The organism is Ruegeria sp. YTSA072, from assembly GCF_059610285.1.
Window position 1 is genome coordinate 1 of the sequence record NZ_JBXWNI010000029.1, and the last position, 13415, is coordinate 13415.

General features: G+C 56.3%; 16 protein-coding genes and 1 riboswitch. Of the genes, 9 read left to right on the forward strand and 7 right to left on the reverse strand.

Going from position 1 to position 13415, the window contains the following annotated elements; translation table 11 throughout:
* Positions 1–270 precede the first annotated feature (270 nt).
* Positions 271–481: riboswitch (cobalamin riboswitch) on the forward strand.
* A gap of 139 nt (positions 482–620) precedes the next feature.
* The 3 genes from AC2FIB_RS22190 to AC2FIB_RS22200 are packed head-to-tail and all read left to right on the forward strand — an operon-like array spanning position 621 to position 3260.
* Positions 621–1469 (forward strand): metal ABC transporter ATP-binding protein, encoded by an 849-nt coding sequence (locus AC2FIB_RS22190; RefSeq protein WP_496737832.1) that lies wholly within the window; start codon positions 621–623, stop codon positions 1467–1469.
* Positions 1462–2364 carry a metal ABC transporter permease gene (locus AC2FIB_RS22195; protein ID WP_496737833.1) on the forward strand — a complete coding sequence of 301 codons (903 nt, stop codon included), beginning with the start codon at positions 1462–1464 and terminating at the stop codon, positions 2362–2364. Before AC2FIB_RS22190 ends, AC2FIB_RS22195 begins: the two co-directional genes overlap by 8 nt.
* The gene (locus AC2FIB_RS22200; protein WP_496737834.1) at positions 2361–3260 is read left to right on the forward strand and encodes a metal ABC transporter solute-binding protein, Zn/Mn family; all 900 of its coding nucleotides are present in this window, start codon (positions 2361–2363) and stop codon (positions 3258–3260) included. Before AC2FIB_RS22195 ends, AC2FIB_RS22200 begins: the two co-directional genes overlap by 4 nt.
* A gap of 80 nt (positions 3261–3340) precedes the next feature.
* On the opposite strand, the gene AC2FIB_RS22205 is transcribed toward AC2FIB_RS22200, so the two are convergent.
* Together AC2FIB_RS22205 and AC2FIB_RS22210 are read right to left on the reverse strand one after the other, a co-directional pair.
* Entirely contained in the window at positions 3341–3583 is a 243-nt protein-coding gene (locus AC2FIB_RS22205) for a hypothetical protein (protein WP_108861889.1), read from the reverse strand.
* 185 nt (positions 3584–3768) lie between these two features.
* On the reverse strand, positions 3769–4680 hold the full coding sequence (locus AC2FIB_RS22210; protein WP_109310856.1) for a LysR family transcriptional regulator: 912 nt from the start codon (positions 4678–4680) through the stop codon (positions 3769–3771).
* 170 nt (positions 4681–4850) lie between these two features.
* Between AC2FIB_RS22210 and AC2FIB_RS22215 the strand changes: the two genes are divergently transcribed.
* The 6 genes from AC2FIB_RS22215 (at position 4851) to AC2FIB_RS22240 (ending at position 9093) form a co-directional block, all read left to right on the forward strand.
* Entirely contained in the window at positions 4851–5867 is a 1017-nt protein-coding gene (locus tag AC2FIB_RS22215) for a TRAP transporter substrate-binding protein (protein WP_496727354.1), read from the forward strand.
* Between the two features lie 69 nt (positions 5868–5936).
* Entirely contained in the window at positions 5937–6473 is a 537-nt protein-coding gene (locus AC2FIB_RS22220) for a TRAP transporter small permease (protein ID WP_496727353.1), read from the forward strand.
* A gap of 17 nt (positions 6474–6490) precedes the next feature.
* Positions 6491–7831 carry a TRAP transporter large permease gene (locus tag AC2FIB_RS22225; RefSeq protein WP_058273758.1) on the forward strand — a complete coding sequence of 447 codons (1341 nt, stop codon included), beginning with the start codon at positions 6491–6493 and terminating at the stop codon, positions 7829–7831.
* A 17-nt stretch (positions 7832–7848) separates the two neighbouring features.
* Positions 7849–8343 (forward strand): universal stress protein, encoded by a 495-nt coding sequence (locus AC2FIB_RS22230; RefSeq protein WP_058277392.1) that lies wholly within the window; start codon positions 7849–7851, stop codon positions 8341–8343.
* A 270-nt stretch (positions 8344–8613) separates the two neighbouring features.
* Positions 8614–8841, forward strand: coding sequence for a YjiS-like domain-containing protein (locus tag AC2FIB_RS22235; protein ID WP_109310857.1), 228 nt, complete (start codon positions 8614–8616; stop codon positions 8839–8841).
* Between the two features lie 48 nt (positions 8842–8889).
* Positions 8890–9093 carry a DUF1127 domain-containing protein gene (locus AC2FIB_RS22240; RefSeq protein WP_058277394.1) on the forward strand — a complete coding sequence of 68 codons (204 nt, stop codon included), beginning with the start codon at positions 8890–8892 and terminating at the stop codon, positions 9091–9093.
* 89 nt (positions 9094–9182) lie between these two features.
* Here the strand turns inward: AC2FIB_RS22240 and AC2FIB_RS22245 are convergent, their stop codons facing one another.
* The 5 genes from AC2FIB_RS22245 to AC2FIB_RS22265 are packed head-to-tail and all read right to left on the reverse strand — an operon-like array spanning position 9183 to position 12956.
* Positions 9183–10325, reverse strand: a complete 1143-nt coding sequence (locus AC2FIB_RS22245) for a saccharopine dehydrogenase family protein (protein ID WP_282121291.1) — start codon at positions 10323–10325, stop codon at positions 9183–9185.
* Positions 10326–10347: 22 nt separating this feature from the next.
* The gene (locus AC2FIB_RS22250) at positions 10348–10596 is read right to left on the reverse strand and encodes a SemiSWEET family sugar transporter (RefSeq protein ID WP_058273753.1); all 249 of its coding nucleotides are present in this window, start codon (positions 10594–10596) and stop codon (positions 10348–10350) included.
* 12 nt (positions 10597–10608) lie between these two features.
* On the reverse strand, positions 10609–11655 hold the full coding sequence (locus tag AC2FIB_RS22255; RefSeq protein ID WP_496737836.1) for a saccharopine dehydrogenase: 1047 nt from the start codon (positions 11653–11655) through the stop codon (positions 10609–10611).
* A 14-nt stretch (positions 11656–11669) separates the two neighbouring features.
* The gene (locus AC2FIB_RS22260; protein ID WP_496737837.1) at positions 11670–12284 is read right to left on the reverse strand and encodes a glutathione S-transferase family protein; all 615 of its coding nucleotides are present in this window, start codon (positions 12282–12284) and stop codon (positions 11670–11672) included.
* Between the two features lie 21 nt (positions 12285–12305).
* Positions 12306–12956 carry a histidine phosphatase family protein gene (locus AC2FIB_RS22265; RefSeq protein ID WP_496727347.1) on the reverse strand — a complete coding sequence of 217 codons (651 nt, stop codon included), beginning with the start codon at positions 12954–12956 and terminating at the stop codon, positions 12306–12308.
* Positions 12957–13415 lie beyond the last annotated feature (459 nt).

Genomic DNA, 13415 nt, shown 5'->3' on the forward strand with positions numbered 1-13415 from the left:
ATCCACTGGATCAATTGCTTAACGTCCTCACCTCGTCAGGCTCATAACCCGCAACGTCGAAGACGCAAATCTTAAGCGCAAACAAAAAAAGTCCGGGCAGAATAAATTCAGTCAAAAAGACCGTTGGCGTGCGTCTGAAGCTGCAAGAAGCGGGGCTCGTGTAAGTATCCACCGTTGCCTCACGTCTACCGCGTCCTCCGAAGTCGACCGGTGACTGGAACGAATAGCCATACCGCACAGGTTTGCGCTCTTGTCGAATCAAATCAATTCGTATTTTGTCCTCGCGATGGTTCCCGACTGTATTCTGCGGTCAGGGATAAAAGGGAATACGGTGCGGTTCTGTAAAAAGGCCAATTCCGTGACTGCCCCCGCAACTGTAGGCGGCGAGCGACCCGAGATCGTCCACTGGGCAATAGCCTGGGAAGGATCGGGATAGCTTTGACCCGCAAGTCAGGAGACCTGCCATCCGAAATTTATGAACCTGGGCGGGGTGTCCCAGAGGGAGATGACAATGTTTCAAGCGGTCCGTACCGTGCACGACTTTGCGCTCGCTTTGCCCCTGTCTGAACACAGGAGGCGTTGCCGTTGTCATTGCAAAAAGCTGACACCCAAAGGGGTAAGTGTCTGACAGAATTCAGCGTTCCGGTGCTGGTCGCGGGGGCTCTGGCGCTGTCGGCGATCCTGTGGCTCGCGATTTACGCCGTGATTTGATGTCGGCCGTTTTACAAATCCGCGATCTGACGTTGGGCTACCGCGACCTGACATTGTTTCACCGCCTCTCCATGGATATTGCGGCCGGAACGACCCTTGCCGTTCTTGGTGCAAACGGGTCGGGGAAGAGCACATTTGTAAAGATGTTGCTGGGCTTGATGGATCCGCTTTCGGGCAGTTTGACTTGGCCGCAGGGCCGCCCTGGTGACATCGGGTACCTGGCGCAGATGACCGAGTTCGACCGCCGATTTCCCATCCGTGTGAGGGATCTTGCTGCGATGGGGGCCTGGCGCGGATTTGGTTATCGTACCGGGCTGGACGCCGCCGCGCGCGACCGGATGGCCGCCGCGCTGGATGAGGCCGGGGTACTGGATATCGCTGACCGGCCTCTGCATATGCTATCAGGTGGGCAACTGCAGCGCGCGCTGTTCGCGCGGGTTATCATGCAGGACGCGCCGCTGATCCTGCTGGATGAACCGTTTGCCGCAGTCGACCAAAGTACCGAAGCACATCTGTTGTCGATTATCCGCCGATGGCGCGATGAGGGGCGCGCGGTGGTTTTGGTGGTGCACGATCTTTCCTCGGTGCTGGATTATTGCAGCCACGCGCTGCTTTTGGGCGGGCAAGAGGCGACCCACGGACTGGTGAATGACGTTCTGACACCAGACCGGCTGGTTGCGCAAGGATACCTCTCGGAAAGTCAGGCGTCCTGGATGTTCCGTGGCACCCATTCAACATCGGAGCACGCCAATGTATGACCTGATCGTCGAAATGTGGAGCTTTGCCTTCATGCGTCGCGCTTTTGTGGCAACCACGGTTTTGTCGGCTTCGGTCGCGCCGGTGGGGGCATTTCTTGTTCTGCGTCGCCTATCGCTGGCTGGTGAGGCCATGGCCCATGCGATTACGCCAGGCATCGTCATCGGCTTTGTCACGGCGGGCTTGTCAGTCATGTCACTGTTGGTCGGAGGGCTTATCGCCGGTGTTGGCGTCGCCATTTTGACCGCCTTTCTTGCACGCCGGACAATCCTGCGCAGCGATGCCAGCCTAGCCTCGCTGTATCTGATCGCATTGGCGGTGGGTATCTTTATCCTGTCTGCAGCAGGGTCCGCAGTTCCACTAAAAAGCTTCCTGTTCGGATCAATCCTTGGGATCGACGACGCGTCGATGATCCTTGTCGGAGGGGTGGCGACAGTCACATTGTTGGCATTCGCCGTTCTGCTTCGTCCGCTGATTGTCAGCACCTGCGATCCGGTTTTCTTCGAAACTCAGACCCGCCGACCGTGGCTGGTTGATCAGGGTTTTATGCTGCTGCTGGTTCTGAACCTGCTGGCTGCATTCAAAACGCTGGGCACGTTGATGGCCGTTGGCTTGATGATCCTGCCTGCGACCGCAGCGCGCTATTGGGCCAGTACGATCACCGGGCAACTGGTCCTGGGCTTTGTGTTTGCCTTGTCCAGCTGCTGGATTGGCTTGACCCTGTCCTACCTGTTCCCGGACACGCCGTCCGGCCCGGCGATCGTTTTGGTTGCCGGTGGGTTCTTTCTGTTCTCGGCCATTTTCGGTCCCCTTGGTTTTGGCAGACGGATGCGCAAACCGTCTGTTTCCAGCGACATCCCCATTACCCAAATTCAACAAGAAGAGAGAGCACAATGACTCTTGTAAAGTCACTCTATGCCGGCATCGCCTCTGTGTCGTTTGCTTTGGCTGCATTGCCGACCGTTGCGGCAGAAGACAACGTCAAGATCGTCGCCAGCTTTTCGATCCTCGGCGACATGGTCGAAGAGGTCGTGGGCGATCTGGCCACGGTTACGACAATCGTGGGCCCGGACGCGGATGCGCACGTGTATCAGCCTTCGGTTGCAGACGCGAAGGCCGTTGCCCAGGCGGATATCATCTTTGTCAACGGTCTGGGCTTTGAGACATGGTCCGATACGCTGATCGCTGAATCGGGCACTGACGCAACCGTGCACGTTGCCACCGATGGTATCACGCCTGTCACAGTCGAGGGCAAAATTGACCCCCACGCCTGGAACTCGCTGTCGAACGGCATGATTTACGTGACCAATGTCGCCGACGTGATGACAGAGGCGATGCCCGAGCACGCCGAAGAAATCGCTGCCAATGCTGCGGCCTATATTGCGCAGCTTGACGCGCTGGATGCAGAAACCAAGACAAAGCTGGCAGGCCTGCCTGCCAATCGCCGCACGGTTGTGACTGCACATGACGCATTTGGTTATCTGGCAGACGCCTACGGACTGACTTTCCTTGCGCCGGTTGGCATCGATACCGAGGCAGAGCCATCAGCCAAGGATCTTGCTGTTCTGATTGATCAACTGAAGGCGGATGGCGCTGCGGCGCTGTTTGTTGAAAACATCACAAGCCCCACTTTGATTCAGCAAATCTCGGATGAAACCGGCATCGTGATTGGTGGACGGCTGTTCTCGGACGCCTTGTCGGAACGGGGTAGCCCGGCCACAAGCTATCTCGCGATGTTCCAGCACAATCTGAGCACTCTGCTGAACGCGCTTGGGAACGCAACCGCAAGCTAACTAGTCTTTAGGTACGGGGCGGCGCCTGAACCGCCACCCCGTACCGTGCATTGGAACAGCGGGTTCTTGGAAATCGTCCCCTAGTCCGGCTTCCATCCATCTTCGTATTCTCCCAAAGTTCGGGAAAGATCCAACAGCGAGGCGAACAGTCTTGCGTAAACGTCCCGTGACATCATGGTCTTGTTGTCATCCAACACTTGCAGAAGATCGACAACACCCGAGGCAAAGGCATCATAGACCAACTGGTCCGCGGGCGTTGGGTCCAGGGTCCATATATCGTGCGTGTCGTAATACCCTACGGGTTGGGGGTCGTCGTCTATCATTTGTCCGCCTCATTTTGGTGAGGCGCATGTAAGTGAGATGAAGGCGAGCACCAGTGATGTGGCGGAAAGTCACAAGCTTTTGGCAACGCCAAAAAGGCGAACCTGATTTCGCGTTTGGCCTTTACAGGATGTGTCGAAGCACGTTTCTACTACAGTTGGCTCGTGTTGTGCCAGCCCGGCAGTTGTCAGGGTTTCGAATGTTCGCTCTGCAAAACTTCCAGAAACAGGTTTGTCACCCGTGTTGGTTCAGGTTGCTTTCTGGTCACTGCTGCAAACCGGGTTCGATATTGCGTTTCGCCCGGCAACACCATCCGCATCTTTTCCTGGTCCACAAAGTCCTGCGCAAGATGATCAGGCAAATAACCTATGTATCGCCCTGACAGGATTAGTATGGCCAGCGCCTGCTCGCTTTGAACTTTTGCTGACCTTTTGAAACCCAGTTGCTGACCGACGATCAGGTTCGGAGAGTTCACGCTGAGCCCAACATAGTTGTACCTGAGCAGGTCACTGGTCCTGAGTTCTTGGTCTGGTATTTCGAACAGGGGGTGTTCCCGGCCGCAATACAGGAACATGTTCTCGCCATATAACGGAGCATAGTTAAGACTTGTCGAAGGGCGATGCAGCGCAATAATTCCGATGTCGAGCTGGCCACTGATGACCATGGTCTCGATCACGTTTGGCGGCTCAAGGGACAATTCGATCTGGACCGAGGGGGCGGCTTCGTTGAACCGATGAATGGCGCGGGCAAGCCGGGAATCCGGGTTTGACGCACATTGATCAAATAGCGAAATGCGGATCGTTCCCCCCAACTGTTCCTTGATCTCGCTGACCTCGTTCCGAAATTGCGACACGGACACAAGCAGGTGATCTGCTGCTTGCAGCACTTTTGCGCCGTCTTCTGTCAGGGCGAAACCCGCAGGACCGCGCGTGCACAGTTTTAAGCCCAATCGCAGTTCCAAATCAGTAACATGCTTTGAAATGGTGGATTTGCCGATATTCAGCTCAACTTCGGCTGCGGACAGACCACCACTTTCCACAACCGTCTTGAAAACGCGCAGCAATCGGATGTCGCTGTCGCCGATGCGTGAGGCAACCATTTTCTTCCCAACTCGTAAGGTTTGATATATATGAAACCTATCGCGCAAAGAATGGCAACATAGAAACACATTTCACAAGCTACTCTGAAAAAGCCGAGGTAGAATCGGACTGGCCATCTCTCCCCAGGTCAGCGCGCACCTCGAAACATGATAAAACTGGGAGGACATCTATGTCATTCATCAAAAAGCTTGGCACCATGACTGCTGCCGTTTCGGTCGCAGCCCTAATGGTTGCTGGCGCAGCCGACGCGAAAAACTTCAAGATTGCTGTTGGCGATAGTGCAGGCAGCGCACAAGAAGCCCTTGGCTTGGCTTTCGTCAAGGCACTCGAAGAAAAATCGGGTGGCGAACACACAGCTACACTGTTTCTGAACGGTCAGCTGGGTTCCGAGCAGGACACCGTCAACGAGGCCGCAATCGGCACGCTGGACATGTCGCTGCTGGCGATCAACAACATCACGCCGTTCTCGCCTTCGGTTGGTGTGTTCACTCTGCCTTATGTGATCCTGTCCCTGGAAGATGCTGAAAAGCTGACCCAAGGCCCGATCGGTCAGGAACTGGTGGAAAACACCATTCGTGACGCAGGTGTGCGCATCATCGGCTGGACCTACACAGGTTTCCGCCGCCTGACCAACTCGAAAAAGCCCGTCAGCTCGGTTGCTGACCTGCAGGACCTGATCATCCGCGTTCCCAAGAACGAGATCATGATCGAAACGTACAAGTCCTGGGGCATCAACCCGACTCCGATGGCATGGTCCGAGACCTTCACCGGTCTGCAAACCAAAGTCGTCGACGGTCAGGACAACCCTTACCTGACGATCAACGCAATGAAATTCTACGAGGTCCAGAACCACGTGACCAACCTGCGTTACATCTTCTCGATCGAACCGCTGATCGTTTCGGAATCTGTTTTCCAGGGTCTGAGCGAAGAAGATCAAAAGATCATTCTGGAAGCCGGTCAGGAAGCAACTCAGATTTCCGCACAGTTCCTGCGTGACTCTGAAGCTGCGATCAAAGAAGAGCTGACCGAAAAAGGCATGGCAATCATCGATCCTGAGAACGATGAAGCCGAGTTCATCGAACTGGCAACCGGTGCCGTATGGCCGCAGTTCTACGAATCCATCGGTGGTGTCGAAAAACTGAACACGGTCCTTGAGGCAATCGGTCGCGAGCCCGTCCAGCAATAATCGCCAAAGAGCGAAAAGGAAAAGAGCGCTTCGGCGCTCTTTTCATCTCAGGGAGGAGGGAATTCCGAAATGTTCTGGAAATTTCTGGACAATATCGAAAGTATCATCTGCCGGATCCTGTTATCCGGCTTCGTCTGTCTGCTGTTTGCACAGATCATAGCGCGTGAAGTCTTCGGCTTTTCGGTCAGTTGGATCGAAGAACTGTCAGTCTACATGTTCGTCTGGTTTGTCTACTTTGGCGCCAGCTATGCGGCATTGAAAGGCGCGCATAACCGGGTGACCTTCCAGTTCAAGTTCCTGCCCGAACGCTACATCAAGTATATTGAGGCTTTTGCCGATCTCTTCTGGCTCTTTTTCAACGTCTACTTCCTGTATCTGGCGACGGACTTTGTCTTCAACAAGATGAACAAGTTCTGGAAATCCCAGACCCTGGGTATCGAGATGAAGTATGTCTACATGGTTCTGCCTCTGGCCTTTGCGTTGATGACCGTGCGCATCATTCAGGTGAACTATCGCCGCCTGATCAAAGGTGAAGACATCCATGATCCTGACCAGATCGACCTTGATGAAATCAAAGCTGCCACCGAAGCAGCCAAGCACGACTGAGGCAGGGAGGAAAAACCATGGAATCCGAAATCGTCACAATCCTATTTGGATCGTTTCTTCTACTGCTACTCATCGGCGCTCCGATCACGGTTGCGCTGGGTGTGGCATCGCTGTTCTCGTTCCTTTACCTGGGCGAAAACCCAATCAAGTTCGTGCAGATTGCATTTACCTCGGTGGGTGCGTTCCCACTGATGGCGCTGCCTGCATTTATTTTGGCGGGGGCTCTTATGGAGGCCGCCGGTATCTCAAAGCGCCTAATCAATGTTGCTGAAAGTCTGGCTGGTCCATTCACCGGCGGTATTTCGGCTGCAACGGTTATGGCCTGTCTGTTCTTTGGCGCCATTTCGGGCTCGGGCCCGGCAACAACCGCGGCCGTGGGGATGCTGATGATCCCAGCAATGATCGACCGTGGCTATGAGCGCGGCTATGCCTCTGCTATTACCGCTTCTTCTGGCGGCCTCGGGATTATTATTCCTCCCTCCATCCCGATGGTGATCTTCGGCATTGCCGCGCTCGGTATGGCGCCTCCGCTGGAAGCAGTTGAAAAGTTCGGCACCTTCCAGTCGGTTTCAATCTCGAAACTGTTCATCGCGGGCTTTGTCCCGGCGTTCCTGATCGCCACCAGCTTGCTGATCCTTAACTACTTCATGTCTAAAAAGCGTGGGTACAAAGGTGTGGCCGAAGGTTGGTCGCTGCGTCATGTGGCCTGCGAGATGTATCGCGGGTTCTGGTCGCTGATGGCGCCGCTGGTGATCCTGGGTGGTATCTATACCGGCTTCTTCACCCCGACCGAGGCCGCAATCGTCGCGATCTTCTACACTCTGTTCGTTGGCGTGGTCATCTATCGTGAACTGACATGGCAGTCGCTGTTCCAGTCGCTTGAAGCCACCACGTGGTTGACGGGCCGTGTTCTGCTGATCCTGTTCACTGCGACCGTGTTTGGCCGCCTTCTGGTGGAAAACCAGATCCCGGCGATCATCGCGGACTCGATGCTCAGCTTTACCGACAACCTTTATGTGATCTGGGCGCTGATCATCTTCTTCCTGCTGTTCGTCGGCATGTTTATGGAGACACTGGCCACCATCCTGATCTTGGTTCCGGTGATGCTGCCTGTGGCCTATTCGGTCGGTATCGACCCGATCCACTTTGGTGTGGTTATGGTTTGTACGCTGGGTATCGGCTTCCAGACGCCGCCGCTGGGTGAAAACCTGTTCATCGCATCGGGTATTTCGAACATAACGATCGAGCAGATCTCGTTGCGCGCATTGCCCTTTGCGGCGGCTAATACCATCGCGATCTTTATCATTGCGTTCTTCCCTGAGCTGTCGCTATGGCTGCCAAGGCTGTTGGGCTACTGACCTGAAAGGATGATGTTATGAAACAAATGGTGACAAATATCCTGTTCGCGACCGACTTGTCGGAGAACTCGGGTCACGCCATGCGCAATGCGGCCAGCATTGCAATGGCAACAGGGGCAGAAATTCACGTCCTGCATGTGAACGAACCCCTGTCCGACGACGCGAAGATCACGATGGACATGTTCATCCTGAACGAAGAGACGCGTAAAACCGCGGCCCAGCGTCGCCATGAAATGGTGCGCAAGGTGCTGGCCGAACGGCAAGCCAAGTTCTGGGCACAGTTCGAAGGCGATGACGCCAAGATCCGTGAACAGGTGTCCTCGATCGAGGTCACCGACGGGCACCCGGCCGAGGTGATCCTGCGGCGCTCGGTCGAGATGGGGTGCGATCTGATCGTGCTTGGCGCACATGACCACGGCTTTTCGCACACCTTCCTCGGAACGGTGGCGAAACGTGTCTTGCGTCGGTCGAAAATCCCGACACTGATCGTTCCGAACCCGGACGAAGTCTAAGAATTTCCCTGGGCTGCTGCGTTCGTAGCGGCCCATGCTTTGCGCTGTACCGCTAACCAATTTGGTGATGCCCGAACACCGCCTGTTCCGCATCCAACGGCCCTACGTTCATCACGGGCCAAAGCTTTCCAAACTAAAAACCTCCGCCTCAAACCATACCCAGAAAGCTTCGTTAACAGAGCTTAATGAAACGGTGTTCTCTCCTTAAGAACCGGTTCCTTAATTTGAGTTGTGACCAAAACCGCAATCCAAATTCAGGAGGAGAAGACCATGGAAGCGACACAGACTATAACCTCGAACCGCAACGTTTTTTCTGCGCTGTTCGCGGATTATGCTGAGGCCCGAACCGAGCATTTCCGCCGCAGGATTTTCGCCAACACAGTCCACGACCTAGAGGCGTTGAACGATCGCCAATTGAGCGACATCGGCGTCCCTCGGGCTGAAATCAAGCAACGCGCCTATCAAAGCGTTTATCACGGCGCGCCTTATCGGCAGTAATCAAGTGCCGACGATAGCACCCGCGTAACCAGTTATGAGGTAGTACCAATGTTTGATGTCATCCCGCCAAGCAAGCAATTGCCGCCCACGACCAGTGCCCTGCAATTGTTCGACCGCGCCATGCAACTACGTGCGGTCAGCGCCGATATCGTGCGGGCCGCACAGTACTTGAACAGCTTTTCCGATCAGGAATTGTCAGAGCTGGGCATAAACCGCAGCGATCTTGACGATACGATCCAACGGTTCATCTGAAGCTGTGGCGATAGCCGGGTTTGATACCGGCGACAGAGACGAAGATAAAAGCCACTCCTGTATGTCGGAGTGGCTTTTTGAATGTGAATTTAGGCGGTGTGATCGACGACCTGCAAATGCTGCGCCAGCTTGTCGATCTCGGCCATCCAACCCTGCACCAGTTTTGGGTCGCTGGGTGCCGCATGTACACCGACGGCGATCGCACGATTCAGGACCGCTTCGACCGCCAGCGAGACCGGGATAGACACCAGTCGCGCCATTGCCGTGCCGCGCGCGTCGCCCCAGGCGTCCATGACATAGGTTTTGTGCCAGACGGGTGTTCCGTCTTTCTCGGCCTTCAGTCCTACGCACAGAACCACACGGTCCGGTTCCCCTTCGTCATAGGCGTTTTCGTCCCAGAACTGGTCCGACATTTCCTTCAGGCGCGCGTCGCCTTCGGGTCCGGACAGGGTTTCAATCTCGCTGAACACATCCGACCACGCATCGGCCCAGCCATTTAGGCGCAGGGTGCCACGGACGAATTCCTTGACGGTCCAGTGATCCTCGAACTGATACTCTTCCATGAAAGGCAGAGAGTCGCGGTTCGGATAGACCTCGAAGCTTTCAGGTGTGGGTAGCGGGGCGATATAGCTGCTGATCGCGTCCCACGGGCGGGCTACGTCCAGCGGCGCATAATCACGGATCGATTTCGACGGCGAACGCAAGGCCTTGAGCACACCCAAAGGCGACCAGCTGAACTTGTACCGGAACGGGTTGGGGTTTTTCGGAATCCCACCGCAATACGAGATGAAGCTTAGGTGGTTGTTGGCATCAAACGCGTCCGATGCGCGATAGTCAGCGATCAGGGCATGTGCCATCAGGTGGTCGATGCCCGGGTCCAGCCCAACTTCGTTGACCAGTGCCACACCGGCCGCGCGCGCCTTGTCGTCCAACGCCCGCATCTCGGGAGCAATGTAAGAGGATGAGACAAAATTGGCCTCCTTCGAGATGGCCAGTTCCGCCAGTGGCACGTGCCAATCGCCCGGCAGCATTGAGACGATCACGTCGCCTTTTTCCAGCACCGCGCCCAGTGCGTCGATGTCAAAGGCACGAATGTCGTCGGTCAGGTCTCCGACCTCGGCCTTGGCTTTTTCAATGGTCCTGTTCCAGACGGTGACCTTGTGCCCGCCTTCAATCAGGCGACGCAGGCCGGGGATGGCCGACAGGCCGGTGCCACACCAATGGATGGTCATGCTTAAGCTCCTATATGGCTGTTCAGCCGAATTTCAGTTTCGCGATCACGATCGCACCGACAAGAAGGATCGATATCACATTGCCCAGGATCAGAGGCCATGCAGCGATCATCAATCCGTAGGCTAACCACAACGTCAGTGTTGTCAGGATCAACAGATTTGCAGGCAGAGACAGGTCCTTGGTTTCGCGACTGCGCCACGTTTTCAGGGTCTGGGGTAGCCAGCAGATCGTGCCAAGAACCGCTGCTGCACCGCCGATCAAGTGTTCCATGCGTGCACCGGCTCAGACATGTTTGCGAAACTCGTCCTGTGCCCGACCCCAAACACCGCTTTCGATCTCTTTCAACGTCAGCAGAGTTGTCAGCAATTGCGCGGCATAGTCTTCCGAGCTTTCGACTGGCAGCATCGAGGGCAGATTGTCGATTGCCATGACATCCATCACCGGATCCGTCGCGACGCGCAAGACGGGGGCGTCCCACGTGGTGGCGCGGTCGTAAACGGGTACCGGGTTGTAATCGCTGTCCGGGTCGCAGGCGACATCACCAATGGCGGTCAGGTTACGCTGGCTGGTCAGCGACTCTCGCGGAACAAAGATCGGGGTGCCCGGGCGGGCAAAAATGCAGTTCAGAAACAGGTCATGTTCCAGAATTTCGGGGAAAGGCCCGCCGCTGGCGGTTTCAGCCATGTCCCAATTGGTGACACTGACGCCCATCGCCTCGCACAGGTCGGCGGCGCCTGCACCCACGCGACCCAGCGCGCCGATCACGATGGCGCGGGGACGATTGGCGCCGGTGGCGTTCAACTCGGCCAGTAATTCAGCATTCAGCGCGTCCTTGCCCGAATACACACCAACGGGCGGGCATTCCTCATTCCGTTGCTGCGCCGCCCATGCTTTCAGGGTGACAGCTGCGCCAGCATAACCAGCCCAATACCCGAAGGCCGCGACGCGACGGCCGTTCTCGTCCACAAGGTATTCCAGATCATAGAGCGTTCCGCCCCCGGCCTTGAACCGCTGCAATAGGGCGCGGCCAGAATGCTGACCCTTATAGGCGTGACCGAACATGATGTGGCGATGGGGCAGGGGGGTGCCGTCCTCTGGCAATTCCTTCAAACCAAAGACGATGGCATCAAGGGGGGCATCGGGCCAGGAATTCTCGGGCGCAATCTCGCAGCCTGCGTTTTTGTAGCCATCTATCGGGATAGCGCGGGCATGGCTTTCCTCGAAGGTTACCCGGATGCCTGCCGCAATCAGGGTCGCCGCGCCTTCTGGGGTCAATCCAACCCGTTCTTCATTCGGGCGTTGCTCTGCCCGGACCCAGAGATGTGTCATGCGTCGTCCTTTACTCAAATCATCCCGGCGGCGCGCACCGCCTGAACCGAGGCGCGCGCCTCCATCGCCTCGCGGAAAGCGAGGATTTTGGGAAAGGCCGACACGTCCACACCGTCACCTTCCAGCCAGCTGCACACCACGTACAGATAGGCGTCCGCCAGCGAGACCGTATCGCCCAACACAAAGGGCCCGCGCAAACCGTTTGATACGATGTACTCACAGGACGTGGTCATGGTCTGGGCGACCTTGGCGGTCATGTCTTTCCAGCTGGATTTCTTGTCGGCCCAACGGGCCCCGCGCAGCTTGTGTGCGTGGTTTACATGCATGGTCGAGGCCAGATAATACATCACTTCGCGCATACGGGCCGCCATGACAGGATCGGCGGGGACAAGATTTGCGTCGGGCGCAGCCGTAGCGACATATTCCAGCAACGCCCCGGTTTCAGTCAGGATACCGCCATCAACCGCCAATGCAGGCACACGGCCTTTCGGATTGATCTGTTTGTAAGCCGGTTTGGTCTGGTCGCCTTCGGCGAAGTCCAGACGGACCGCTTCATAGTCCAGACTGGCCTCCTCCAACGCGATGGCAACGGCGATCGAAATAGTGCGGGGGGCATAATAGAGCTGCATCAGGGGACCTCCGGGCTTGGGTTACAGATGCGTTTGGGCAAACTGCCTGTCTGGCGCTTCCAGGTGCGGGACTGCGTTGAACAGAACCGGGCTTAGCTGCGCGCCAATCGGGTGCAGACGATGCATGGAGGTATTCATGATGGCAAGAGCCACCCGCGCCATCGCAGGTATGTCCAGTCCCATGGCCTGTCGTACAACCATCGAGATCAACCCACCCGAGGTTACAACAATCGCCGGACCGCCTTCGGTGCCGATGTCGCGCAAAGCGTCCGAGACGCGTGTTTCGAACTCCTCAAAGGTTTCGGGCGTTTCCTCAATCTCACCTCTGGCCCAGGCGGCAAAAGTGCGGGGCAGATGTTCGACAAACCCTTCCCGGTCGGTCGGCACGGGGATGCCATGTTGCTCTTCATACAATTTCGAGATGGTGAAGTATTCAACCTCATTGAGGCGTGGATCACGGGAAGGCTCGGGCAGTCCCATGCTGGCGGCGGTTTCCACGTGGCGCGACAGGGTTCCGCAATAGACGCGCGGGTAGAACGCTTGCGTGTTCTGTAGATGCGCGCCCAGCCAACGGGCTTGCTGATGGCCCAGATCGCTGAGCTTGTCATAGTTTACTTCGTCACGTGCGGTGGTGTTGGCCTGCCCGTGACGCACCAGTGTGATATGTGCCATTGCGTCCCCTCTTGCGCGAAGTCTTAGGGCAGGTTCCGGGTCGGTGCCAGAGCCCTTTGGCAGAAAGCGGTTAAAAATCAGTTTGATGGTTCGGCTGTCTTTTGTTCGCCGAAGAAATTTGCCCATGGCACGTCGCATGCGATGTTGCCTAACGGAAAAAAGTTTCCTATAGGATACAAAGCTGCTGCATGCGGCCGTATACATGCCTCTGCAACGCCAGCCTCGGGGGACCAAAAGACCACCAGCAGTCGAAGCCTGTTGACTCGCTGCACAGTCCTAGGAACCTTGGTGTCAATTGGCGGCACTACCGAGATAACGTTGCAATTCATGCGGCAATATTGCCAAGGACTTAGGAAAGGTCTCTGCCATGTCTGACGCCCTCAAACGCACCCCCTTGTATGACTTGCACGTTGAGTTGGGGGGTAAGCTTGTTGATTTTGCTGGTTGGGAGATGCCTGT